The sequence below is a fragment of the Paenibacillus oryzisoli genome (assembly GCF_001653565.1).
GTDB lineage: Bacteria > Bacillota > Bacilli > Paenibacillales > NBRC-103111 > Paenibacillus_E > Paenibacillus_E oryzisoli.
Window position 1 is genome coordinate 54006 of sequence record NZ_LYPB01000086.1, and the last position, 25750, is coordinate 79755.

A 25750-nucleotide genomic window follows, 5' to 3' on the forward strand; every position below is an offset into this window, starting at 1 on the left:
ATTTGAATTGACAAGAAGTATGGGGAATGGATATAATAATCTTTGTTTGTTTGGGGTGATATCATGCAAATTCGTTTTAGAGAACTATCTCTGCAAGGGCAAGCGGTATCTATGAATGAAGTAATGAATTTGACAGAGCCTTACGAGGGTCGTCAAGACATTCTTAACCATGGACCTGTTCATGCGAATCTTCATGCAAAGTATGAAGAAGGAGTAGTTAAAGTTAACGGTACGTTAACGCTAGACTTGGAGTTAAGCTGTTCCCGATGCTTAACGCACACGAACCAAACAATTAAGCTTCCTTTCAAGGAAGTTTTCATGCAGGAGCCGGAAGAAGAAGATCCTGAGTTAGACGAGGACATTCATCTTGTGGTTGGGGATAAAGTGGATTTGGAGCCTTACGTTGTAGAGAATGTAGTGGTTGGTTTACCGTACATACCACTTTGTGACGAAGCGTGCAAAGGTCTTTGCCCCGTGTGCGGAGAAAATCGCAATGATCGTGATTGCGGCTGCAAGACGGACAAGATTGATCCTAGACTTGCAGGTCTCGCGGACTTTTTTAACAAAGAATAAGGCAACACCGAAATTTCGTATAAGGAGGTGTTTTAAAGATGGCAGTACCTCAAAGAAGAACGTCCAAAACTCGTCGCGACAAGCGCCGTACTCACTTTAAATTGGAAGTTCCAGGCATGGTGAAATGTGACCAATGTGCGGAATTGAAGCTAGCACATCACGTGTGCAAGTCTTGCGGAACGTACAAAAGCAGAGAGATCGTAAAAGCATAAGAATGGACATAGTACTTCATCCTAGGTGAGGTGCTATTTTTTTTGCTTTCTTTTTGGTCCTAAATTTAATATACTACAGTTTAGTATCTGGTAATAAGATGAGATCTCACGAGATAAGGTGGTGCTTACCATCGAACGCCTTCCTAAACGACAAAGGCAGCAGCAACTGCTGCAGTCCATTGAAGCGAACCCATTTATGACGGATGAGGAATTGATGCGAACGTTTGGGGTTAGTATCCAAACTGTCCGCTTGGATCGATTAGAGCTCGGTATTCCTGAATTGCGGGAACGTATGAAGCATATGGCCGTCAAAACCTACGATCCTGTGCGTTCACTTCCAATTGATGAAGTTATTGGGGAAGTCATTGACTTACAGTTGGATCAGAGCGGTATATCGATTTTTGAAATTAAAGAAGATCATATTTTTTCCAGAACCAAAATTGCCAGAGGACATCATATTTTCTCGCAAGCCAATTCATTAGCTGTTGCTGTCATTGACGATCCAATTGCATTAACAGCTTCGGCTGATATTCGATTTGTTCGCTCAGTAAAGCTAGGAGAGAAGTGTGTCGCCAAAGCGTATGTGCGATCTGTTTCCAAAGGAAAGGCACGTGTGGAAGTTTTCACATATGTGGGCGAAGAAACGGTGTTTCGAGGCAACTTTGTTATCTTTCATTCGAAGAAAGAGCAACATCTAGATAGGGAGGACAAGCTCCATGCGGATCGCGATTGATGCAATGGGCGGAGATCATGCGCCTAAGATCGTAGTTGAGGGTGCTCTCGCAGCGGCGAAAGAGTGGAAGGACGTACATATCATTCTTGTCGGAAACAGCGCAGCGATAGAAGCGCACCTCACAGAGAGGCCGGATAACCTAACGATTCGTCATGCGGAAGAAGTCATCGAAGCCGAGGATGAGCCAGTTAAAGCGGTTCGTCGGAAGAAAGATGCTTCCATGGTTGTGGCAGGAAGATTAGTTCGTGAGAAAGAAGCAGAAGCTATGATTTCTGCAGGCAATACGGGAGCATTAATGACGACTGGATTGCTCGTTGTAGGAAGAATTCCTGGTATTGAACGTCCAGCATTAGCGCCAATGATCCCGACGATGGATGGTCACGGTGTGCTTGCCTTGGACTTAGGGGCGAATATGGATGCAACCCCAGAACAATTGATCCAATATGCGATTATGGGTAGTATTTATCGTTCCAAAGTACATGGAGTTAACAAACCTCGCGTAGGATTGTTGAATGTAGGGACGGAATCGGCCAAAGGGAATGAATTAACCAAAACAGCATATCCTTTACTGGAGCAAGCTCCAATTCATTTTGTGGGTAATGTGGAGTCCTCGCAAGTACTGCGTGCGCAGTGTGACGTTATTGTTTGCGATGGATTTGCTGGAAATATTATGTTGAAAACATTGGAGGGCGCTGCGTCCACCATTTTCTCAGCGTTAAAGCAAGAATTTACGAAATCCATATTCACTAAGCTGGCAGCTGCTGTGTTGAAGCCAGGGTTAACGCAATTCCGCAAGAAGCTGGATTATAATGAACATGGAGCTGCACCTTTTCTAGGCATTGATGGACTAGTTCTCAAAAGTCATGGTTCATCCGATGCAAATGCTATTAAGAATGCCGTACGTCAAGCAAGAATCGCGTTACAAAATGATTTGGTTGGCACCATATCTGCCGAAATTAGCCGCGGGAAGCGAGATATAACAACATGAACTTAATACCAGTTGGGGTACTCGGATCGGGTAAATATGTACCAGAACGTATTTTAACCAATCAAGAATTAGAAACAATGGTCGAAACGAACGATGAGTGGATCGTAACGCGAACAGGTATCCGCGAGAGAAGAATCGCAGCAGAAGGACAAGCTACGTCGGATCTGTGCTTTGAAGCTTCCCTAGTAGCACTGTCTAATGCAGGGATTACTGCGGATCAATTGGATTTGATCATTGTAGCGACGATTACACCAGATATGTCATTCCCATCAACAGCATGTATTCTTCAAGAAAAACTGGGAGCGAAGAAAGCAGCAGCGTTCGACTTATCAGCAGCTTGTTCAGGTTTTGTCTATGGACTAGCTAATGCAGCTAACTTTATCGCTACAGGTACATATAAATACGCGCTTGTAATTGGAGCAGATTGTCTGTCCAAAATTACCGATTACACAGACCGCAATACTTGTATTTTATTTGGAGATGGAGCGGGCGCAGTTGTCATTGGTGAAGTGCCGGAAGAAAGAGGGTTCAAATCCTTCGAATTAGGCGCTGATGGTACCGGAGGTCCTCTTCTGAAAATCGAGGGCGGCGGATCCCGTAATCCTGCTTCGCAGAACTCTCTCGACCAGCGTTTACATTACATCTATATGGCTGGTGCTGAGGTATTCAAGTTTGCTGTTCGCATTATGGGCAATGCTGCAGATGAAGCGCTTCGCAAAGCAGGTTGGGAGAAATCAGACATTGATTTGCTTGTGCCTCACCAAGCCAACATGAGGATTATTCAATCCTCGCTGAATCGCTTGGAATTGTCGGAAGACAAATGTATGATTAACTTGGACAAGTATGGTAATATGTCTGCAGCTTCCATTCCGGTTGCCTTAGCAGAAGCTTCCGAACAAGGCAGATTGAGCGAAGGTGATCGATTGATTTTGGTTGGATTTGGCGGCGGACTCACTTGGGGTGCTACAGCTTTAGTGTGGTAGTAGTTAGATGAACTTATTTTAATGTGAAAAAGTGACTGAATATATCGTGGAAGGGGATCCTTTTCTCGTATGGGTAAAATAGCATTTGTATTTCCGGGCCAAGGCTCTCAATCCGTTGGTATGGGACAAGATCTATACAACGCGTTGCCAGCTGCCCAAGATTATTTCGATCGCGCTAACGCAGCGCTGGGCTTTTCTTTGTCTGATCTGATCTTCCAAGGTCCAGAGGACCAATTGAAGATCACGTACCACACGCAGCCAGCGCTGCTCACGACAAGCATCGCTTGTCTGGAAGCATTCAAGGCTGCTGGTGTTACGCCAGACTATGTCGCAGGACATAGTCTGGGCGAGTACAGCGCGCTCGTCGCAGCCGGCGTGCTCGCGTTCGAAGACGCGGTTCGCACCGTGCGGGCCCGCGGCGAGTTCATGGAGCAGGCCGTCCCTGGCGGCCTGGGCGCCATGGCAGCCGTGCTGGGAGCCGAGCGCGAAGCGCTGACGGAGCTCTGCACGGCAATCACAAGCGGTGGCTCCGTCGTGGAGCTCGCCAATGTGAACTGCCCGGGACAGATTGTCGTCTCGGGCAGTAAGGAAGGCGTTGCAGCGGTTGTTGAGCGCTGCAAGGAAGCTGGCGCGAAGCGTGCCATTCCGCTTGAAGTGAGCGGGCCGTTTCATTCGTCCCTCATGAAGCCAGCCTCGGAGCGCCTCGCAGGGGTGCTCGCGTCCATCGAGATGAGCGATGCTGCCGTACCTGTTGTGGCCAACGTAACGGCACGTCCTGTCACCCAGCCGAGCGATATTCGCGGCTTGCTGGTGGAGCAGGTGTATTCTCCCGTTCTATGGGAAGACACAATTACGTACCTGATCAGCCAAGGCGTAGATACGTTCATCGAGCTAGGCTCGGGAACGGTGCTTGCCGGCTTGATCAAGAAAGTCGACAAAACGGTGAAAACCGTGTCGATCGGCAGCCTGGAAGCGCTGGACAAGTACAAGGAGGAGACTGATGACGGTCATGTTAACGGGTAAAGTGGCGCTAGTCACAGGAGCTTCACGTGGCATTGGGCGGGCAATTGCTTTGCATTTGGCCGAGCATGGGGCCGATGTAGTGGTCAACTACGCAGGTAGTGAAGCCGCTGCTGGGGAGGTTGTAGCTGCGATTGAAGCGATGGGCCGGAAAGCGATTAAATTGCGTGCAGACGTGAGCAGCTATCAAGAAGCTGACGATTTGGTCAAGCAAACGTTAGAAGTTTTTGGTAAAATTGATATTCTCGTGAATAATGCGGGCATAACAAGAGACAATTTAATCATGCGAATGAAAGAAGAAGAATTCGATCAAGTGATCGCTACCAATCTCAAAGGCGTGTTCAACTGTGTTAAAGCCGTTACACGCCCGATGATGAAGCAGCGGTTCGGTCGAATTATCAATATATCTTCTGTAGTTGGTGTGCTCGGTAATCCGGGTCAAGCCAACTATGTAGCAGCCAAAGCAGGTGTAATCGGACTTACGAAAGCTACAGCGAGAGAGTTATCCTCCCGTGGCATAACCGTAAACGCCGTTGCGCCAGGCTTTATTGAAACCGATATGACAGACAAATTGTCTGCTGAGATGCGTGAACATATGCTGAAGCAAATCCCGCTGGAACGTCTTGGACAACCAGAGGAAATTGCGAAGGTAGTTCGCTTCTTGGCTTCTGACGATGCCTCTTACATGACGGGGCAAACGCTCCATGTAGATGGCGGAATGTACATGTAAGTTTCTGGGAAATGAGAATCTCAAATTGCCTACTGGCAATCTGTCAAAGATTCTCGTATAATACCAAATGAGGAGGTGAACCGGATGTCCGACGTATTGGATCGTGTTAAACGAATTGTAGTCGATCGTCTAGGGGTTGATGAAGCTGAAGTCACCCTCGAAGCATCTTTCAAAGAAGACCTAGGTGCTGATTCTCTCGATGTAGTTGAATTAGTAATGGAATTAGAAGATGAGTTCGATTTAGAAATTTCAGATGAAGATGCTGAGAAGATTACGACAGTAGGAGAAGTTACGAATTACATAAAATCTCATACGTAATAGTCTACAGAGTCCCGTTTCTAATAAAGACGGGACTTCTCTCCATTCTCACCAATAAAAAATATGAATGACTACATAGAAGGTGGTACAAATGAACAGAGTTGTAATTACAGGTATGGGCGTAGTTACTGCCCTTGGTCAAGATCTAGAAACGTTCTGGGGAAATCTCTCTTCAGGTAAATCTGGCGTAGGATTAATTGAGAACTTTGATGTAAGCGAATACCCAACACGGATTGCAGCTGAAATTAAAGATTTCAATATTGAGAACTATGTGGATCGCAAGGAATCTCGCCGGATGGATCGTTTCGTTCAGTTTGCAGTTGCTGGTGCTTTGAATGCACTCAAGGACGCGAATTTGAATGTGAATGAGGATGCGGATCCGGAGCGTGTAGGCGTTTCAGTCGGATCAGGCATTGGCGGTTTGAATACATGGGAAGAGCAGCATCGCATTTTGTTAGAAAAGGGTCCTAAGCGAGTTTCTCCATTCTTTATCCCGATGATGATTGCGAACATGGCATCTGGTCATGTGTCGATGGTCACCGGAGCGAAAGGGCCGAACTCCACAGCGGTAACAGCTTGTGCAACAGGAACGCATTCTATTGGGGACTCTTTCAAAATGATTCAACGTGGCGACGCAGACGTGATGATTTGCGGCGGTGCCGAAGCGACGATTACTCCGATTGGAGTAGCCGGTTTCTGCGCACTGCGTGCGATGTCAACGCGCAATGAAGAGCCGCATTTGGCAAGTCGCCCTTTCGATTCAGGTCGTGATGGCTTTGTTATGGGTGAAGGCGCTGGTGTACTCATTCTGGAGTCACTAGAGCATGCTCAGAAGCGTGGGGCACGCATCTATGCAGAAGTTATTGGATACGGCATGAGCGGTGACGCTTATCATATGACAGATCCAGACCCAGATGGTGCTGCACGTTGTATGGTGAAAGCGATCAAGGATGCAGGTATTTCGCCTGATGAAATTTCTTACATTAATGCGCACGGCACGTCGACGCCAGTTGGTGATAAATCCGAAACGATCGCCATCAAGAAAGCGCTTGGCGAGCATGCTTATAAAGTTGCTGTAAGTTCAACGAAATCCATGACAGGTCATTTGCTTGGTGCTGCTGGCGGTGTGGAAGCTGTCATTTGTGGATTATCAATTGCTAATAGTCTGATTGCTCCGACAATCAACTTAGATAATCAAGATCCTGAGTGTGATTTGGATTACGTGCCAAATAAGGCGCGTGAAGCGAACGTTGATATTGCGATGTCGAACTCCTTTGGCTTCGGTGGTCATAATGCAACGATCATTATGAAGAAATTTCAAGCATAATTACCATGCCTGTGACGAAAGATAACGGAATATCATTCTCTCCGGGTGGTGAAGTAAGACATGAACCGTGAAATTAAAGATTTACAGAAGCAATTAGGTATTTATTTTCGCAAAATGGAACTGTTGAAACAAGCTTTCACACATTCCTCCTATGTGAATGAACATCGCATTGCTGGACATAAAGATAACGAACGGCTTGAATTTCTTGGAGATGCCGTACTCGAGTTAACAGTTTCGGAATTCTTATATGAATCTTATCCTGGGCGTTCAGAAGGTGAATTAACGAAGCTGAGAGCATCCATTGTCTGCGAGCCGTCGCTCGTGACATTTGCCGAAGATTTGGATTTTGGGTCTTTTGTCTTGTTAGGCAAAGGAGAAGAGTTAACAGGAGGACGTTCTCGGCCAGCCTTATTGGCAGATGTTTTCGAATCCTTTATTGGCGCTTTATATCTAGACCAAGGCTTGGATACCGTCAAGGCGTTTCTACAGAAGCATGTTTTCGCCAAAATTTCCAGTGAGGGCAAGCTGCTTGTAATTGACTACAAGACACAATTGCAGGAGCATACCCAGCATCACAATTTGGGTTCCTTGGAATATCGGATCGTGAATGAACGTGGACCTGCACATGAGCGAGAGTTCGTTGCAGAAGTACACATGGATGGCGAGCTTCTGGGAACTGGTGCAGGTCGTTCTAAGAAAGAGGCGGAACAGCAGGCTGCTGCTGGTGCACTGTCCAAATTAAACGTTACTGTACTCCGATAGTAGATTAACCAGAAGAGGCGGCAGCTGCTGCCTTTTTTGTTTTTCTCTCTTATTTTGATAGGCGATATGTTACAATACTTTTTGAGGTGAGACCATGTTTTTGAAACGGATCGAATTATCCGGATTTAAATCATTCGCGGATCGGACGGAACTCGAATTTGTACGAGGAATAACCGCGGTTGTAGGTCCTAACGGGAGTGGCAAGAGTAATATCTCGGACGGGATCCGTTGGGTGTTAGGCGAACAAAGCGCGAAATCTTTGCGCGGGGGTAAAATGGAAGATGTCATTTTCGCTGGCAGCGATGCTCGTCGTGCAGTGAATTATGGAGAAGTCTCGCTTACATTGGATAATGCTTCGCAATCGCTTCCGCTTGACTTCAACGAAGTAACGGTTACGCGGAGAGTACATCGTAATGGTGATAGTGAATATTTGATCAATAAACAACCATGTCGTTTGAAGGATATCACGGAGTTGTTCATGGACACCGGTATCGGGAAAGAAGCGTATTCCATCATTGGACAAGGGCGAATTGAAGAAATTTTGAGTACGAAATCGGAAGATCGTCGAGGCATTTTTGAAGAAGCTTCGGGGATTGTTAAATATAAATCACGTAAGCGCGAAGCAGAGAAGAAATTAAACGATACCGAGCAGAATTTGCTGCGGATTCATGATTTAGTTTCAGAGCTCGAAGATCAAGTTGAGCCACTTCGGGACCAAGCGGAGAAAGCGATTCGTTTTAAAGAATTGAAGGAAACACTCAAAAGCAGTGAGATCTCGATGTATGTCCATCAGATCGATCAGATCTATATAGCATGGAATGACGCAACGCAGTTGCTGGAGAAGTTAACAAAAGAGCAAACGGAATTGTCTACAATCGTAAGCAAACATGATGCGCATTTGGAAAAGCATCGATTAGAAACGCGCAGGCTGGAAGAGGAACTAGAAACACTGCAAGAGAGTCTATTAGGTTTGAGTGAGGAATTCGAGAAGTGTGAAGGTCACGGTGAGGTTCTCAAAGAACGGAAGAAGAACTATGTGACGAATCATCTCCAACTCAGCACCACAATCGCTATGCAAGAACAGCGTAAAGCAGATAAAGAAGCAGATTTGAGCGAACAGCGTGATAAAATCATTGGAATCGGTGCGCAGTTGTTCGAATTCCAAGCAAAGCTGACTGCGGAAGAGCAGCGCTTGCAAGGAGTAAGCGGAGGTATCAGTTCATCGCCTGAAGAACAGTTGAAGGGCGAGTTGTTGGAAACGCTCAACCGTATGGCACAGTCCCGCAATGAAATTCGCTACGCCGAGCAGCAAATCGAAAGCATTGGGCGTCGATTGGATAGACTGGATGAGGAACGCCAGAAATGGGCGGATCAACGTGAAAGTATTACGCGCCGTAAGCAGGAGCTTTCCACTAAATTGCAAGAGACGGTTGGTGACATCGAGCGTGCAAGACAAGAATATGTCGGGTTAACCCAAGCGTTAAAGAGTAAGCAAGGATTGCTGGATGAAGCGCAGTCAATGGTACGGAAATGGGAGCAGAAGATGGACAGCTTAGTTTCCCGCCGCGACACTATGAAGGAAATGGCCAATGATTACGATGGCTTCCAACAAGGTGTTAAGGAAGTACTCAAAGCGAAAACACGCAAAGATCTACGTGGCATTCGCGGAGCGGTAGCAGAGCTTGTCAAAGTTCCTGCCAATGTGGAAGTAGCTATAGAAACGGCCTTAGGCGGAGCTTTGCAAAATATCGTCGTCGAGACGGAAGCTGACGGCCGAGAAGCGATTGCTTTCCTGAAGCGTCGTCAAATGGGACGAGCTACGTTCTTGCCGATGAATGTCATTCGCGGACGCTCGATATCGGACCATGAGAGTCAGACGTTGAAAGCATCGAAGGGCTTTGTAGGGATCGCGGTTGATCTCGTTTCTTTCGATTCCACATATACGAATATATTCTCCAGTTTATTAGGGAATGTCGTCATTGCTGAGAGTTTGGAAGACGCCAATCATATCGCGGCCAAAGCACAATATCGCTACCGTGTCGTGACGCTTGAGGGAGACGTTGTTAACCCAGGGGGCTCCATGACGGGGGGAAGCTTACAGAAGAAGTCTACGAATTTATTAGGCCGTCAACGTCAAATTGAAGAACTCGATGCAGAGATTGCAACTTCAGAAGGACAGCTCAGCGGTTTGCGTAGTCAATCCAGCACATTGAAGCGTGAAATTACCGATGAAATGTTAAAAGTTGAACAACTGCGTCAATTAGGTGAGGGGCAACGGATTACGGAGCAGCAACTTCGCGCGGAATTGAATCCGCTGGAATCAGAAAGCCGTACTGTTGAAGAACAGCTGGCACTGGATAGCCAAGACAGAGGCGCGCTAATGAGCGAACGAACTGACTTTGGCCGCAAGAAGGTCGAAAGCGAAGCAACGCTCGCACAGCTCCAGGAAGAAGAAGCTTCTCTGCAACAAGCGATTCGTGATGCCGAGAGCTCACGTAAGGCAAGTGAATCTCAAAAAGAAGAGCTGCAAAGCCAACTGACAGATTTGAAGGTGAAAGTCGCCTCAACATCACAAGAGAAACAGTCCCTTCAAGATCAACAAAGACGTTTGCAACAGGATCTAAGTGATGTGGAGCGTGAGATAGAGGTCAATCGCGGTCTATTAACTCAGTTAGAGAGTGATATGGCAACGCTTGAACAAGAAACTGTTCTTCAAATTGAGCAATTGAATGATTTGAAGCTTAAGAAGCAGCAATGTTCCGAAAGCATCGAGTTCAAGCGAGCAGAGCGTGTGGATTGGTTACAGAAGCTTGAGCAGGGTGAGAATGAGACGCGTACGCAGCGTATTCAACTGAAACAAGTCGAAGAAAATCTCCATCAAACCGAAGTGCGAGTAACACGTCTTGATGTGGAGCTTGAGAATTTGCTTAAGAAGCTTGCCGAAGAATATGAGTTAAGCTACGAGTTGGCGAAAATGCGGTATCCCGTTCCTGAAGACATTCAGGGTACACAAAGTAAAGTACGTGAGTTGAAACGTGAAATTACTTCTCTTGGAGACGTGAATCTCGGCGCAATTGAGGAATACGCGCGTGTATCCGAACGTTTTGAGTTCTTGAGCTCACAGAAGGATGATTTGATCGAAGCAAAAACAACCCTATATCAAGTTATTCGTGAAATGGATCAAGAAATGTCCAAACGTTTTAAAACGACGTTCGATGCTATTCGCTCTCATTTCGGCGTTGTATTTGCGAAGTTATTCGGTGGTGGTCGTGCAGATTTAATTCTGTCTGAGCCTGAGAATATGCTGGATACTGGTATTGAGATTGTGGCTCAGCCGCCAGGCAAGAAGCTGCAAAACCTGCAATTGCTATCAGGCGGCGAACGTGCATTGACTGCGATTGCACTCTTGTTCTCTATTATTCGCGTGAAGCCTGTGCCATTCTGCGTACTGGATGAGGTAGAAGCCGCTTTAGACGAGGCGAATGTCTCTCGTTTTGCCGAGTATTTACGAGAGTTTTCGGAAATGACGCAATTTATCGTAGTCACACACCGCAAAGGAACGATGGAAGAAGCTGATGTGTTATATGGCGTTACCATGCAAGAAGGCGGCGTTTCCAAGCTTGTTTCGGTCCGATTAGAGGATGAGGAAGCGACTATGACAGCATCATAGTGTGAAATTAACGGAGTTATATAGGAGGAACTATGAGTTTTTTTAAACGATTGAAAGATAGTATTTCAGGTAAAGCTGAAGCGGTAACGAATAAATTTAAGGAAGGTTTAACGAAAACGCGGGATGCGTTCGTGAATCGTGTCGATGATTTATTTAGCCGTCGCAAAAAAATTGATGAAGATTTCTACGAAGAGTTGGAAGAAATTCTAATTGGTGCGGATGTTGGTGTAAATACGGTACTGAAATTGATTGATGAGCTTCGTGCTGAGGTTAAAAAGCGTAAAATTGAAGATCCTGCCGAGCTGCAACCTATCCTTTCAGAAAAACTGATTGAGCTGTTAAAAGGGGATGCAGATGCCGGGCTGAACATTAATCCGAATGGCTTGACGGTTATCCTTTTCGTGGGTGTTAACGGTGTGGGGAAGACGACGACGATTGGCAAAATGGCTCACATGTTCAAAACGCAAGGGAAGAAGGTGCTGATGGCAGCTGGGGATACATTCCGGGCTGGCGCTATTGAGCAGCTTGAAACTTGGGGAGAGCGTGTAGGCGTTGATGTCATCAAGCAACAATCTGGTGCAGATCCTGCCGCTGTCATGTATGATGCTGTACAGGCGGCCAAAACGCGAAATGTGGATATCCTTTTGTGCGATACAGCGGGTCGTCTGCAGAACAAAGTGAATCTGATGGAAGAGCTCAACAAAATTTATCGTGTAATCCAACGGGAAGTCCCAGATGCTCCTCATGAAGTCATTCTTGTGCTAGATGCTACGACAGGTCAAAATGCACTTAGCCAAGCTAAGTTATTCGGTGATAAAACAGGTTTGACCGGCTTGGTATTGTCCAAATTAGATGGAACAGCCAAAGGCGGAATCGTCGTGGCGATCCGTCAAGAGCTCTCATTACCTGTTAAGTTTGTAGGGCTCGGTGAGAAAATGGATGATCTTCAGGCATTTGATTCGGAGCAGTTTGTGCATGCGCTTTTTGGTAAGTGGATTGGTGAAAATACTGACAAGGTATAATGCTTGACAATCATCTTGGAATTCAGTATGATAGGTTCTGTTGTGCTGCTGTCAAGTGTGCAACCTTTACGGAGGTAGATTATGACTGTCGATCCTATGTTGGAGAAAACGAATCGCATTAACCTGCTTTTTGATTTCTATGAACCATTGTTGACCGATAAGCAGCGAACATTTCTTGAACTGTACTTCCATGATGATTACTCCCTTGGGGAGATTGCTGAGAACTTCACGATCAGCCGCCAAGCGGTCTATGAGCATATCAAACGTGCGGAATTGACACTGCAGGAATATGAGAGTAAGTTAAAGCTGTTACATAAGCACGAACAACGCATGAAGCTGCGTCAGGACTTAGTTGTTGGGTTGAGTGATTGTGATCCAGCGCTAAAGAGGAAAGTGACAGAGCTTTTTGATACAATAGTAGGCATGGATTGAAACCATAGTTAGAAGCAGGAGGTGAAGCGCATGGCATTTGAAGGATTAGCAAACCGATTGCAGAATGTGTTCGGCAAGCTGAGAAGCAAAGGTAAGCTGACGGAAGAAGATGTAGGCGAAGCGCTTCGCGAAGTACGATTGGCACTGCTTGAAGCGGACGTTAACTTTAAAGTTGTGAAAGACTTTATTGCGAAGGTGAAAGAGCAAGCGATCGGACAAGAAGTTCTGAAATCTTTCACACCTGGCATGGTGGTTATCGATATCGTGAACAAGGAGCTTACTGCCCTTATGGGAGGTACACAAAGTAAGCTAGCGCGTTCGAATCGACCGCCAACGGTTATTATGATGGCGGGTTTGCAAGGGGCTGGTAAAACGACGACCTCAGGCAAATTAGCTAAAATGTTAGTGAAACAGAATCACAGACCGCTTCTTGTTGCGTGTGACATTTATCGTCCCGCGGCGATTAAGCAATTGGAAGTACTGGGTGAACAACTGAAGGTGCCGGTGTTCTCGTTAGGTGATAAAGTAAACCCTGTCGAGATTGCCAAAGCGGGTCTTCAACACGCGAAAGATAACGGCAACGACTACGTGATTATCGATACCGCAGGTCGCTTGCACATTGATGAAACCCTCATGGACGAGCTCAAGAATGTCCGTGAAGCTACGAGTCCAGATGAGATTTTGCTGGTTGTCGATGCCATGACGGGGCAAGATGCGGTTAATGTGGCAGAAAGCTTCCATGCGCAGCTTGAATTATCCGGTGTTGTGTTAACCAAACTAGATGGAGATACGCGCGGTGGTGCTGCGTTATCCGTCAAGGCGGTAACAGGCTGTCCGATTAAGTTCGTAGCCAGCGGTGAGAAAATGGATGCTTTAGAACCATTCTATCCTGACCGTATGGCATCAAGGATTCTCGGCATGGGCGATATGCTCTCCTTAATCGAGAAGGCGCAAGCTGGTATTGATATGGATAAGGCGAAAGAGATGGAGCGCAAGATGCGCAACGCCGAATTCACCTTCGAGGATTTCATTGAGCAGATGGAGCAAGTGAAGAAGATGGGGCCTCTTGACCAAATTCTTGATATGCTGCCGGGAGCGAACAAGATTAAAGGCATGAAAGATATGAAGGTTGATGAGAAGCAAATGGCACGTGTTGAAGCCATTGTGAAGTCGATGACGACCGAAGAGAAGCGTAAACCTGAGTTGCTGAATGCGAATCGTCGCAAACGGATTGCAGCAGGTAGTGGAAATTCGGTGCAGGAAGTCAACCGTTTTATCAAGCAATTCGATGATATGCGCAAGATGATGAAGCAGTTCTCGGGTATGATGGGACCGAAAGGTGCCAAAGGCATGAAGAAGTTAGGCAAGGGATTCAAATTTCCCTTTTAAATAATGGTGTTTATTCTAAGTAGGAGGTGATTTTTCAATGGCAGTACGTATTCGTCTTAAACGTGTAGGCGCTCATAAAGCTCCTTTCTACCGTGTCGTGGTTTCGGATTCCCGTTCCCCGCGTGATGGTCGTTTTATCGAAGAAATCGGTACTTATAATCCAATTGCTGAACCAGCAGCTGTGGTTCTTGATGAGGAAAAAGCGCTTAAATGGCTTCAAACTGGCGCTCAACCGTCCGATACAGTTCGCAGCCTGTTCTCAAAAGCAGGTTTGATGACTAAGTTTCACGAGCTGAAATTACAGAAGTAATCGTCCTGGAATAACGATGTCCTCAACCAGGACATTGTTATGGAAGCCTCGAAATTGGTGCAACCAATTTGAGGGTCTTCCTCGACAGTTCATCAACTGATGGTGCCGCAGCATGCGGCAGCATATCTGTTATCTTTCGGAGGGTGGGTTCATGAAGGATCTTATCACCGTTATTGCTAAGGCTCTTGTCGATCATCCGGAAGAGGTACGTGTCGCTGTGGTGGAGAAAGAGGACAAGATCGAGTACAGGCTTTCTGTTCATCCCGACGATGTCGGTAAAGTGATTGGCAAGCAAGGCAAGATTGCGAAATCGCTCCGAACGGTTGTCACGTCTGCAGCTGTGAAAGAAACGAAACGGGTAGCCGTTGAAATCGTTTCATAAGAAATGAGGTTAGGATTCAATTCCTAGCCTTTTTTCGCATATGAAAAGAAGGTAATTTAATGTGGAGGTTGGGCAAGCGCATATGACGGAGAAACTAGTGACGGTTGGGAAAGTCGTGAATAGCCACGGGATACGTGGAGAGTTAAAGATTGTGCCTGAAACGGATTTTCCCGAGCGGTTCGATGTGGGGAATTCATTAATTATTGTAGATTCTCAAAATAAGCAAACGCCGGTGACAGTGAAAACGTCCCGCTTACATAAAAACGTATTTATTGTCTTATTCAGTCAATTCTCGAACATTAATGATGTTGAGAAATTTAAAGGTTCGCTGCTGAAGATAGAGGCTAAGGATCAACAGCCGCTAGAAGAGGGAGAGTATTATTACCACGAAATCATCGGCTGTAAGGTCGTTACAGAAGATGAGCAAGAGCTGGGGCTGATCTCTGAGATACTAACGCCAGGAGCAAACGATGTCTGGGTGGTATCTTTACCGAAGGGCAAGCAGCTATTACTTCCTGTGATCGATGAAGTCATACTAAAAGTCGATATTCCAAACAAAACAATTCGGATTCATTTGATGGAAGGGTTATTGGAATGAGAGTGGATGTCTTAACCTTATTCCCAGAAATGTTTGAGGGAGTATTCTCTTCAAGTATTTTAGGGAAGGCACGTGAGAAAGGAATCGTTTCGCTGAGCACGGTTAATTTCCGTGATTATTCCACGAACAAGCACAATACAGTTGACGATTACCCATACGGTGGCGGCGGGGGCATGGTGCTGAAGCCAGAACCGATTTTTGGTGCTGTCGAAGATTTGCCTACGCATCAAACCGCTGAAGGAGTTGTTGTAAAGCCGCGCGTCATCCTTTTATGCCCACAAGGAGAGACCTTCACTCAGAAGAAAGCGGAAGAACTAGCTGGCGAAGAGCATCTTGTATTCATTTGTGGTCATTATGAGGGTTATGATGAACGGATTAGACAGTACCTAGTGACGGACGAGCTATCCGTTGGTGATTATGTACTAACCGGCGGTGAAATACCCGCTATGGTCATTATAGACAGCGTAGTGAGACTTCTACCTGGGGTACTCGGGAATGAGATGTCTGCAGTGACAGATTCTTTCTCGACGGGACTACTGGAGTATCCGCATTACACACGTCCCGCGAAGTTCAGAGATTGGGAAGTTCCCGAAATGCTTCTGTCAGGTCACCATGCCAATGTGAAGAAATGGCGGAACAAAGAGTCGCTCATTCGAACCTTGGAACGTCGGCCAGATTTGCTTGAGGGCAGAGTCTTGTCCAAAGAGGAAAAGTTATGGGTGGCAGAATGGAAAAAAGAAAAACAAGAACAAAATAATTAGGTCTATACAATCTTCTCTATTGAATTAATCTTGGGACTATGATATTATATATTCTGTTGTGAATTTTTCAACAGTTTGAGTCTGGTGGTCCTCTACGCATAACAACTAAGATATACTGACTATTAGCGGAATGAACACCTGTGTGGAAGGAGGGAGTCAACTATGAATCTTATTCAAGAGATTACGAAAGAGCAACTCCGTACGGATATTCCTAATTTCCGTCCAGGAGACACACTTAAAGTACACGTAAAAGTTATCGAGGGTACACGTGAGCGTATTCAGCTGTTCGAAGGTGTTGTTATTAAACGCCACGGCGGTGGAATCAGCGAAACGTTTACAGTTCGTAAAATTTCTTACGGTGTGGGTGTGGAAAGAACTTTCCCATTCCATTCTCCGAAGATTGACAAGATTGAAGTGGCTCGCCGTGGTAAAGTTCGTCGTGCGAAACTTTATTACTTGCGTGGTCTTCGCGGTAAAGCAGCAAGAATTAAAGAAATTCGATAGTAAAATGGGGGGCTTGTTCAGTCAAGTCTCCTTTTCATTTTTTCTGTACATAATAGGACATAATAGAGATCATACCAAAACTGGAAGAGAGGCCGTCAGTGATGGAACATAACGATCAAATGCAACCCAATCAGCCGATCAGTGCTACTCCAGCAAAGACCGTGCAAACAAAAAGTGAAACGTGGGAATGGATTAAAGCGCTAGTAATTGCAGGAGTACTTGTTATTATTATTCGTTGGTTCCTCTTCTCCCCATTTATTGTTGATGGAGATTCGATGCATCCGAATTTCTTTACGGGAGAGCGATTGATTGTCAATAAAATTGTGTACGATATTCGTGATCCGAAACGAGGCGAAGTCATCGTTTTCCACGCACCTGAAGGCAAAGATTATATTAAGCGTGTTATCGCCCTGCCTGGAGAAACTGTGAAGGTAGTTGGGGACAAGGTGTACATTAACGGTGAAGAACTGGCTCAACCTTTTATTCAAGAGGCGATTGATCAAGCTGTTAAAGAAGGCCACCCTTACAACACATTGTTGGATTTCCCAGAAACGAAAGTGCCTGAAGGCCAGATTTTTGCCATGGGTGATAATCGTCCGAATTCCAAAGATAGTCGTACGAAAAGTGTTGGCTTTGTGCCATATAATAAAATTGTAGGCCGTGCAGAAGTGATTTTCTGGCCGGTGAAGAAAATTAGTTTCATACATTTTTGAGGTGAAGAGAAATGACCATTCAATGGTTTCCCGGTCACATGACCAAGGCTCGCAGACAGATCGAGGAAAAGCTTAAGCTGATTGACGTCGTGATTGAGCTCTTGGATGCCCGAATCCCGCTATCCAGCCGGAACCCGATGGTTGATGAGATTTTGAAAGGCAAGCCGCGTCTGGTATTGCTTAATAAGAACGATCTGGCTGACCCGCAAGTAACCGCAGAATGGGTTAAATATTTTGGAGATCAAGGTTTACCTGCCCTACCAATTGATGCTGCAAACGGAACGCATGTCAAAGAGATTCTGCCGCGGGTGAAACAACTTTGGGCTCATAAAATTGAGACAATGCTGCGTAAAGGCATTAATCCCCGTGCAATTAGAGCGCTCATAGTGGGGATTCCGAATGTGGGTAAGTCCACACTTATTAATCAATTGGCTGGTAAGAAGATTGCTGCGACGGGTGATAAGCCAGGTGTGACCAAAGGTCAGCAATGGATTAAGGTTGGCACTGAGATGGATTTGCTTGATACACCAGGGATTTTGTGGCCCAAATTTGAAGATCAACTGGTTGGTATGCGTTTGGCGGCGACTGGAGCTATCAAGGAAGAGCTTCTGCATTTAGATGAAGTAGCCCTGTTTACTATTAAATATATGGTTCAGCATTATGGAGCTGGTATTCAGGAACGATTTGGTGTTCAGGAACTGCCAGAAGATATGGATAACATTCAAGAAATGGTGAAGGTCATGGAAGCGATTGGGCGTAAGCGCGGCGCTATTGTAAGTGGGGGGAAAGTCGATCTGGACAAAGCTTCCCTCATTATTATTCGTGATCTGAGAGCAGGCAAAATGGGCCGTATCTCACTTGAAAAACCCTATTGATGAGATGAATCAGGAAGAACCTGGGGCTAAGCCTTGGGTTTTTCTTTGTGTATAGGTATAAAATTGAAAAAAATGGGTGTGGCTTGACGAAGTGTCGATCTTATATAATGAAGGCACAGGAAAGGGGCATAACAGGTGCTAGATCATGAGAAAGACATATGGTTACAAGGTTTTACTGCGATAGCGGGTATTGATGAAGTTGGGCGTGGATGTTTGTTTGGAGATGTCGTGGCTGCGGCTGTTATACTTCCCATGGGACATGTTCTTGAAGGAGTTAATGATTCCAAGAAATTATCGGAGAAGAAACGAGAACTGCTTTATGATCAAATCATGAATGAGGCAATTTCGGTGGGGATTGGCATTGTTGATGTGGAAGGTATAGAAATTTGGAATATTAAACAAGCATCAAGACTTGCTATGAAGCAAGCAGTAGAGAAACTGCATCAAGTACCGGACTATTTACTGGTTGATGCTGAAAATGTGGACATAGATCTACCTCAATCGGCCATTATTCACGGGGATGCGTTAAGTCAATCCATTGCGGCTGCTTCCATTATCGCCAAAGTAACCAGAGATCGCATGTGTGCGGAATGGGACGAGTTCTATCCAGAATACGGGATTGCGGTACATAAGGGGTATGCAACTAAACATCATCGGGAGATGCTCTTGAAATACGGGCCGACGCCTCTGCATAGGAAATTATTTATTCGTAAAATTATGGCGCAGCTGGATGTGCAAGAGAATGAAGTGCAGACGGAACAACTGCTCTTTGATTTCATATAACGAAATAGGCTGAAGACGCCGATAATATACATACGTGTAATCAGATTTGAGGTGAGCTGTGTGAATATTAGTGGATTAATTCGTAATTTGGTTGGGGAATTGACAGCTGCCGATTCGAAGACGCTCGAATTAAAAGTTGGACAAATTATCAAAGGTGTCGTGCTTCAGCTTCTGAGTGATCAAGAAGCATTAGTAAATATAGGTGGAACGCAGGTTCGTGCAAAGTTGGAAACTCCGCTCAAACAAGGTGATGTTACCATGTTGCAGGTTCAACCGGAATCTAAAGGTGGTCAAATTATTTTGAAGCCGCTGCTTACTTCGGACGTGCAGATTGCGGATGACTCGCTTGGTGAACTGTTGAAGGCATTTGAGATTAAGGATACAGCAGGCAATCGTCAAATGCTTCAACAGATACAGCAAGAAGGCATTCCCGTATCCAAGGAAAATGTGAAAGCATTTGAGACTGTGATGCGTGAGATGCCGCAGGGTGCGAATAAAGAAGAATGGCTGCAAGCGGCTGTCCTCACAGCGAAAAAAGGGTTGCCGCTTACCCCAGCGACAGTGGATGCCATCAAGCAAGTGACGACCGGCCCGGCGGCGGGCCAGGTGTTAGAGCAGCTCGAGCAGCAGGCGAACGCGCTGCTTGAGCAAGACCCGACACACCCTGCGGCGGATACCGCCAAGCAGGTTGTGTCGCTGCTCAAGGAGCTGCGGGCTACCGCCGCAGCTGTAAGGCCTGCGGAGCCGGCTGCGCCAGCTTCCGCCGTGGACGAGCCTGCGGCCGCGCCGCCGCAGGCAGCGTCATCAGCACCAGCTGCTGCGCAGGCTGGTGGCACTAGCGCGGCTGCGCCGCGTGGCAGCGAGCCTGCGGCCGCTGCCATTGTAGCCCCGCCCGCCGCACCAGCAGCGGGCGAAGCCCCTCCGGCGCCGCCAGCAGCTGGCGCGGCGACAGTTGCCGCCTCGGCGAAGCCGGCGGCCGACGCTCACATGGCTCAGGCGCGCAGCGCTGAGCTTGTGAGGCAAGGCGGCGAACCGCTGCAAGCGGGTTCGCCAGTGCCTGTGCAAGCTCCGCCTGCGAAGCAGGAGGGCGGGCTTGCCCCTACAGTGGCGCGTGGCGAAGCAGCGCCTCCGCAAACGCAAGCTGATCCAGTAGAAACAAACTGGATCAGCAAGATGCTCAAAGCCGTTGGCGTTGAGCATGAATCGCATGTTGCCGCCAAGCTGGACGAGCGCGGCAATCCTGTGTCGGTGCGCCAACAAGCGACGGATAGCTCTTTTTCAATTATAAGCACCAACACTACTGACGATCAACAAGGCGATATCGCGAAACCGGCTACTGAAACCCTGAAAAGTTTATTACTTCAATTGACTGCATCTGACGATACGCCTGCGCCACTGAAAGAAGCGGCACAACAAGCAGTTAGTCAAATTACGGGCCAACAGCTTATGCTGACGAATGACAAGAATGCCATGTTTACACAAATGACGATGTTTGTTCCCTTTCTGGACAATACAGGTCAACAAACAGCAGCTATTCATATTCAATCCCGCAAAGGGAGTCGTGGGGAAGTAGATGCTAGCAACTGTCGACTCCTGTTTGATCTTCAGATGAGGGTCATGGGAAATACGTTACTCGATGTTCAAGTGGTGAATAAAATTGTTTCTTTAACAATTCACAATGATCATCCGGCTCTAGTTAGTCTGATGGAGTCATCCAAAGATGAGATTGCCACAGCTATGAATAGTGTGGGGTATCAGTTTATTTCCTTAAAATGTTCACCATATCCCAAACCGCTAGAAATTCAAGAAGGTAAGGACGAAGGGGCCAAAATGGGTGCTTTAGATGGTCGAGTAGATTTAAGTGAGCTTTATCGTCCTAGGACGTATAAAGGGGTTGATGTTCGCGCATGACCCCCTCCAAGAAATCACCCGAAGAAACACAGATTAATCCGATCAAGAAGGCAGTCGCGCTTCGCTATTCACCTGAGTCACAGAAAGCTCCGACTCTCATCGCCAAAGGGAAAGGGCATGTAGCTGAAGCCATATTGCAAAAGGCGAAGGACAGTGGCATACCGATTCAAGAGGATAAATCCTTAGTTGAAGTGCTCTCCAAGCTTGATTTGGATCAAGAAATTCCGCCAGAGCTTTATCAATTAGTAGCCGAAGTACTAAGTTTTATATATCGATCTGATCAACGGATGAAGCCTTCGCGAGACTTAGAATGATGAACAAATTGCATAAAGATGATCGCAAATTGTTGGGAAAACAAGGTGAGGAACTGGCACATACTTTTCTGGTAGAGCAGGAGTACCGAATTGTAGCGCGGAATTGGCGTTGTCGTTCTGGCGAGATTGACATCATTGCTGAGAAATCAAATAAGCTCATTTTTATTGAGGTGCGCACTAGACGTCCTTCTAACCGCTTCGGTACTGCCAAAGAATCGGTAGACTACCGCAAACAAGCGAAGGTTCGCGAAATTGCACAAATTTATATGCATCGCTTCCATAAATACGAGCAATCCATACAATTTGATGTCATTACCATTGAAATGATCGACATAAACGCAGAACCGAAGATCGTGCATATACAAGAGGCCTTTTGACAGTCAGTAATTCTTATGACCTGTCAAAAGGCTTTTCGCATACAAGAGGACACAACATCTCAAGCAACTTATATTACAATCTCATCGATGCGTTGGTTTTTATCTAAATTCCGATACTGGATGGCTTCTGCGAGATGAGCGGGAAGAATGCCATCACACCCGTCTAAATCCGAGATTGTGAGCGCAAGCCGCAAAATTCGATCATGTGCGCGTGCGCTTAATCCCAATGCGTCAAATGAATTGCGCAGCAGCTGATCACATTCAGGTGATAATTGACATATGTCCCGCATTAATCTTCCACTCAATTCATTATTATGCTGAATATCTGTACCTGCATAACGTTGCTGCTGACGCATGTGAGCCTGCAAGACTCTTGCACGCATTTTACCAGATGACAGATTAGAAGTGTTGTCTTTCAGTTGGGCATAGCTAGGTTTAGGGACTTCAACATGGAGATCAATGCGATCGAGAAGCGGACCCGAAATTTTGGAACGATAATGAACGATCTTAGCGGGGCTGCAGATGCAAGCGTTTGTTTCTGTTTCAGCACCATAAAAACCGCAAGGGCAAGGATTCATAGCTGCTGCTAATATAAAATGGGACGGGAATGTGTACACAGCCCTTGCTCTGGCTATCATGACGTAACGATCTTCAAGGGGCTGCCTCAGTACCTCAAGCGCATTTCGTGTAAACTCCGGGAGCTCGTCTAAGAAGAGAATGCCACGATGAGATAAACTCACTTCACCGGGTTTGGGGATGGTTCCACCCCCAACAAGTCCAGCAGCTGAGATGGAGTGGTGTGGCGCTCGGAACGATCGTGCACGCATCAGTGTGGAATGGTCTGTCAGCTTGCCAGAAGCACTGTAAATCTTCGTAACTTCGAGTGCTTCTCGGTCAGTTAGAGGTGGAAGTATAGATGGCAAGCGTTTGATCAACATCGTTTTCCCGGTGCCGGGTGGACCAAGGAGAAGCAAATTGTGCATCCCTGCGGCAGCGATCATCATGGCACGTTTTACCTGATGCTGCCCATTAACGTCGGCATAATCTTCAACATAAGTAGGGAGGGAGTTGACAGAGTTGAAAAACGAATTAGATTCACGATCAGCAGCTTGGTAAATAAATTCGATATGGGAACATTCGTTCCATTTCTTGAAATCAGATAGGTTCGTAATCACACAAACCTCGACACCTTCTATTAATGCTGCTTCTTGCGCATTCGAAGTGGATAGACAAACTCGCTTAATCCCCATTTTCTTGGCTGCATGGACCATAGATAGAACACCAGGAATAGGACGAAGCGACCCATCCAGCGCTAGTTCTCCTAGAAATATGGTGGAGGCGTAGTCTTCCACGTGGACTTGGCCTGTAGTGATGAGAATGCCAACTGCAATGGCAAGGTCGAAAGAGGAACCTTCCTTCCGTAAGTCTGCAGGAGCGAGATTTACCGTAATCCGGTCCATAGGGAAGGTGAAACCACAATTCTTAATCGATGATCGTACACGTTCAACAGATTCCCGAATCGCTGAGTCAGGCAGCCCAACTAAGTTTATTTGAGGTAAACCGCTGGAAATATCGACCTCTACTTCAATCGTGCGTCCTTCAATTCCTTGTAAACAAGCACTCATCACTTTACCATACATAAAAAAACACCTTCTTTCCATAGAATACACAGTCGCAAGTACTGAGTTTCGAATTGGATAAAAGGTGCTTCCTCATTGATCCGTTTAATTTCTTTTATTATAATCGCAATTGGTAAAATTACGCAAATACGGGATAGAACTTTCACGGTTTAAAACTGTGTGACATGCACATACTGGAAGATGAGGTGATGATATGCAGGAGAAACCATATTTTTGTCCCAATTGCCGTTCAAATCGCGTTAAATTTAATGTAATCACGAGCTATTCGCAGTCCTTTTTGAAAGATGCACTTTCAGGGAGTATTACCGAATTCCATGACCCAGGCGTCATACCTGAGCCAGAGCCAACGATTCAGTGCTTAATCTGTAATTTCTCAGGCAATGAAATGCGTTTTATTAAACAAGCAGAGCGTGAACCACGGGTAAATACAACACCAACATCGTTTTTATAATCGAATTGAAGCAGGACGTATTTTTCAGTCTATGAGAAATACGTTTTTTATTTGTGGCGTGCCCAGAGGCACGCATTATCTAGTTGGTGAAAGTCCAACCAAAGGAGGGGCCAAGCCACCTTTGTAGCTAGGATGCTTGCGTATGGCGAAATCTGTGCGTAAAAGCGCATCGACAAAAGTACCTGTCAGAGACAGGGCGAGCGACATGCCAGGCCGTAACATGAAGTGAATCCTGCCGCATCGTCAAAAAGGCCTCGCAAGAGGGAAAAGAGGAAGCCGAGTCTCGCGTAAATGGACGAAGGTCACGGAAGCTGTGAAGAACTTGGAACAACAGTGAAGAATCCTCCGGTGTATAGGGATCGGCATGGTATGAAAGATAGTGCAGTGAACTGGGGATACCCTCCCCTGCACGGAAGTTTTTTTTTTCTAGCCGTAAAAAGACGCTCTATAAGCCTGAAAAGTGAAGTGAGTTGTCTGCAGGAAGGGAGTCCGAGGGGCTCATAGTACCGAGGAACCGAAGGACAACATAACCTCCGGGAGGGAAGGAGCCCTGCTTTGTTTATGCTTTTTAAGGAGGTACGAGTGAGTGAATGCCAATGGGCTAACGACACCTAAAGAAAAAGTTCAACAACTTCAAGAAAAGCTAGGTCATGCAGCCAAGGAAAACAAGAAACGTAAGTTCCACGCTTTGTACGACAAGGTAAATCGATGGGATGTGCTATGTGAAGCATGGAAAAGAGTGCGTGCTAACAAAGGCGCGGCTGGTATTGACGCCATTACGCTTGCAGACGTCGAGAGAGAAGGAGAAGTCTCGTTCCTTAGAGACTTGCAGCGAAATTTGCAAGAAGGCACATACCATCCGGATCCAGTGAGACGACACTACATACCCAAAAAGGATGGTAAACAAAGACCGCTCGGAATTCCGACGGTTCGAGATCGAGTCGTACAAATGGCAACAAAACTAATGATGGAACCCATCTTTGAAGCAGATTTTCAAGAAACGTCCTTCGGATTTCGCCCAAAACGGGGTGCCAAAGGAGCGTTAGATCGCATCCGTAAAGCCTGCAATCGCAAAGGCAATTGGGTAGTCGACGTCGATATCCAAGGCTATTTCGATAACATTAACCAAGAGAAGCTAATGAAACTGGTGCAAATGCGCATCAATGACAGGCGAATTCTGAAGTTAATTAGGAAGTGGTTACAAGCGGGTGTGATGGAAGAAGGATCGGTAAGACGCGCTGACTTAGGCACCCCGCAAGGTGGTGTTATCTCGCCTTTACTGGCGAATATCTACTTAAACTACTTTGACCAGATGTGGGAGAAACATAGAAAAGGTGTAGGTGAATTAACCCGTTATGCAGACGATATGGTTGTCGTCTGCAAAACCAAGAAAGAAGCAGACCATGCGTACAAGCTCATCTGTACGATTATGGAGCGACTAGAACTCACCTTACATCCAACCAAAACTCGCGTAGTGGGTCTGTGGACAGGAGAAGAAGGATTCGATTTCCTGGGCATGCACCACCGAAAGACAAAAGCAGAAACATCCCAAGGTGTCGTGTATGTTACCACACAACAGTGGTTAACCAAAAAGGCGGAAGAACGCATACGAGATGTGGTCAAAGAAAGACTTGCACCACCAAGTGCACGATCACGATCCTTTGGCGAACAGGTAGAATGGCTCAATCCTAAAATACAAGGGTGGAGAAATTACTACTACACGAACTACAGCCAGCGGAGATTAGCGAAGTTGGACTGGTATATTCTGCAGAGGTTGACTCGTTGGTACGCTAAGAAAAGACAACGCAGAAATTGGATGGGTTCATTTCAAGAAGTAAAGCATATTGCCAAACAAATTGGACTCAAAACGTTATTGTAAACTCCGCATGCGCATGAATGACGAACATCGGAAAGCCGTATGAGGGAAAACCTCACGTCAGACTGTCTAACAATTTTTAAACGAGGCATGAAA

General features: G+C 46.2%; 28 protein-coding genes. 27 read left to right on the plus strand and 1 reads right to left on the minus strand.

What is annotated here, in order from left to right; all coding sequences use genetic code 11:
* Positions 1–63 precede the first annotated feature (63 nt).
* The 25 genes from A8708_RS27000 to A8708_RS27120 all read left to right on the plus strand — a co-directional run bounded on the left by A8708_RS27000 (position 64) and on the right by A8708_RS27120 (position 21687).
* Positions 64–573, plus strand: coding sequence for a YceD family protein (locus A8708_RS27000; protein ID WP_068668807.1), 510 nt, complete (start codon positions 64–66; stop codon positions 571–573).
* Between the two features lie 38 nt (positions 574–611).
* On the plus strand, positions 612–785 hold the full coding sequence (gene rpmF / locus A8708_RS27005; protein ID WP_068668809.1) for a 50S ribosomal protein L32: 174 nt from the start codon (positions 612–614) through the stop codon (positions 783–785).
* A 121-nt stretch (positions 786–906) separates the two neighbouring features.
* A complete protein-coding gene (fapR, locus tag A8708_RS27010) occupies positions 907–1518 on the plus strand; it encodes a transcription factor FapR (RefSeq protein WP_057315735.1) in 612 nt (203 codons plus the stop codon).
* Positions 1502–2506, plus strand: a complete 1005-nt coding sequence (gene plsX, locus A8708_RS27015) for a phosphate acyltransferase PlsX (protein ID WP_068668810.1) — start codon at positions 1502–1504, stop codon at positions 2504–2506. Before fapR ends, plsX begins: the two co-directional genes overlap by 17 nt.
* Positions 2503–3489, plus strand: coding sequence for a beta-ketoacyl-ACP synthase III (locus tag A8708_RS27020; RefSeq protein ID WP_068668812.1), 987 nt, complete (start codon positions 2503–2505; stop codon positions 3487–3489). Before plsX ends, A8708_RS27020 begins: the two co-directional genes overlap by 4 nt.
* Positions 3490–3558: 69 nt before the next feature.
* Positions 3559–4512: an ACP S-malonyltransferase gene (gene fabD, locus A8708_RS27025; protein WP_068668814.1), complete on the plus strand. Its 954-nt coding sequence runs from the start codon at positions 3559–3561 to the stop codon at positions 4510–4512.
* Positions 4499–5239 (plus strand): 3-oxoacyl-[acyl-carrier-protein] reductase, encoded by a 741-nt coding sequence (gene fabG, locus A8708_RS27030; RefSeq protein ID WP_068668856.1) that lies wholly within the window; start codon positions 4499–4501, stop codon positions 5237–5239. Before fabD ends, fabG begins: the two co-directional genes overlap by 14 nt.
* Before the next feature lie 84 nt (positions 5240–5323).
* Positions 5324–5557, plus strand: coding sequence for an acyl carrier protein (gene acpP, locus A8708_RS27035; RefSeq protein WP_028558238.1), 234 nt, complete (start codon positions 5324–5326; stop codon positions 5555–5557).
* A gap of 91 nt (positions 5558–5648) precedes the next feature.
* Positions 5649–6884: a beta-ketoacyl-ACP synthase II gene (gene fabF, locus A8708_RS27040; protein WP_068668816.1), complete on the plus strand. Its 1236-nt coding sequence runs from the start codon at positions 5649–5651 to the stop codon at positions 6882–6884.
* A 60-nt stretch (positions 6885–6944) separates the two neighbouring features.
* Positions 6945–7646, plus strand: a complete 702-nt coding sequence (rnc, locus tag A8708_RS27045; protein ID WP_068668819.1) for a ribonuclease III — start codon at positions 6945–6947, stop codon at positions 7644–7646.
* Between the two features lie 94 nt (positions 7647–7740).
* Entirely contained in the window at positions 7741–11316 is a 3576-nt protein-coding gene (gene smc / locus A8708_RS27050; RefSeq protein ID WP_068668821.1) for a chromosome segregation protein SMC, read from the plus strand.
* Positions 11317–11348: 32 nt separating this feature from the next.
* Positions 11349–12338, plus strand: coding sequence for a signal recognition particle-docking protein FtsY (ftsY, locus tag A8708_RS27055; RefSeq protein WP_068668823.1), 990 nt, complete (start codon positions 11349–11351; stop codon positions 12336–12338).
* Positions 12339–12419: 81 nt separating this feature from the next.
* A complete protein-coding gene (locus tag A8708_RS27060; protein ID WP_068668825.1) occupies positions 12420–12770 on the plus strand; it encodes a putative DNA-binding protein in 351 nt (116 codons plus the stop codon).
* Positions 12771–12800: 30 nt separating this feature from the next.
* Complete coding sequence (gene ffh, locus A8708_RS27065) at positions 12801–14159, plus strand: signal recognition particle protein (protein ID WP_068668827.1); 1359 nt, start codon at positions 12801–12803, stop codon at positions 14157–14159.
* Between the two features lie 37 nt (positions 14160–14196).
* Positions 14197–14469, plus strand: coding sequence for a 30S ribosomal protein S16 (gene rpsP / locus A8708_RS27070; protein WP_028558245.1), 273 nt, complete (start codon positions 14197–14199; stop codon positions 14467–14469).
* Positions 14470–14620: 151 nt separating this feature from the next.
* Positions 14621–14851, plus strand: coding sequence for a KH domain-containing protein (locus A8708_RS27075; RefSeq protein WP_028558246.1), 231 nt, complete (start codon positions 14621–14623; stop codon positions 14849–14851).
* Between the two features lie 82 nt (positions 14852–14933).
* On the plus strand, positions 14934–15449 hold the full coding sequence (gene rimM, locus A8708_RS27080) for a ribosome maturation factor RimM (protein ID WP_068668858.1): 516 nt from the start codon (positions 14934–14936) through the stop codon (positions 15447–15449).
* Entirely contained in the window at positions 15446–16210 is a 765-nt protein-coding gene (gene trmD, locus A8708_RS27085; protein WP_068668829.1) for a tRNA (guanosine(37)-N1)-methyltransferase TrmD, read from the plus strand. The genes rimM and trmD overlap by 4 nt, the downstream gene beginning before the upstream one ends.
* Before the next feature lie 162 nt (positions 16211–16372).
* Positions 16373–16714, plus strand: coding sequence for a 50S ribosomal protein L19 (gene rplS, locus A8708_RS27090; RefSeq protein ID WP_028558249.1), 342 nt, complete (start codon positions 16373–16375; stop codon positions 16712–16714).
* Between the two features lie 119 nt (positions 16715–16833).
* The gene (gene lepB, locus A8708_RS27095; protein ID WP_082927836.1) at positions 16834–17427 is read left to right on the plus strand and encodes a signal peptidase I; all 594 of its coding nucleotides are present in this window, start codon (positions 16834–16836) and stop codon (positions 17425–17427) included.
* Positions 17428–17438: 11 nt separating this feature from the next.
* Complete coding sequence (ylqF, locus tag A8708_RS27100; RefSeq protein ID WP_068668833.1) at positions 17439–18302, plus strand: ribosome biogenesis GTPase YlqF; 864 nt, start codon at positions 17439–17441, stop codon at positions 18300–18302.
* Between the two features lie 135 nt (positions 18303–18437).
* Positions 18438–19085 (plus strand): ribonuclease HII, encoded by a 648-nt coding sequence (locus tag A8708_RS27105; protein WP_068668835.1) that lies wholly within the window; start codon positions 18438–18440, stop codon positions 19083–19085.
* Positions 19086–19145: 60 nt separating this feature from the next.
* Positions 19146–20996, plus strand: a complete 1851-nt coding sequence (locus A8708_RS27110; RefSeq protein WP_068668836.1) for a hypothetical protein — start codon at positions 19146–19148, stop codon at positions 20994–20996.
* Positions 20993–21310, plus strand: coding sequence for an EscU/YscU/HrcU family type III secretion system export apparatus switch protein (locus A8708_RS27115; protein WP_068668837.1), 318 nt, complete (start codon positions 20993–20995; stop codon positions 21308–21310). Before A8708_RS27110 ends, A8708_RS27115 begins: the two co-directional genes overlap by 4 nt.
* Positions 21310–21687: a YraN family protein gene (locus tag A8708_RS27120; protein ID WP_082927837.1), complete on the plus strand. Its 378-nt coding sequence runs from the start codon at positions 21310–21312 to the stop codon at positions 21685–21687. The genes A8708_RS27115 and A8708_RS27120 overlap by 1 nt, the downstream gene beginning before the upstream one ends.
* 68 nt (positions 21688–21755) lie before the next feature.
* On the opposite strand, the gene A8708_RS27125 is transcribed toward A8708_RS27120, so the two are convergent.
* Positions 21756–23327, minus strand: coding sequence for a YifB family Mg chelatase-like AAA ATPase (locus A8708_RS27125; protein WP_068668840.1), 1572 nt, complete (start codon positions 23325–23327; stop codon positions 21756–21758).
* A gap of 193 nt (positions 23328–23520) precedes the next feature.
* Between A8708_RS27125 and A8708_RS27130 the strand changes: the two genes are divergently transcribed.
* Together A8708_RS27130 and ltrA are read left to right on the plus strand one after the other, a co-directional pair.
* Entirely contained in the window at positions 23521–23778 is a 258-nt protein-coding gene (locus A8708_RS27130) for a hypothetical protein (protein ID WP_068668842.1), read from the plus strand.
* A gap of 586 nt (positions 23779–24364) precedes the next feature.
* Positions 24365–25657: a group II intron reverse transcriptase/maturase gene (ltrA, locus tag A8708_RS27135; protein ID WP_068668844.1), complete on the plus strand. Its 1293-nt coding sequence runs from the start codon at positions 24365–24367 to the stop codon at positions 25655–25657.
* Positions 25658–25750: the final 93 nt, after the last annotated feature.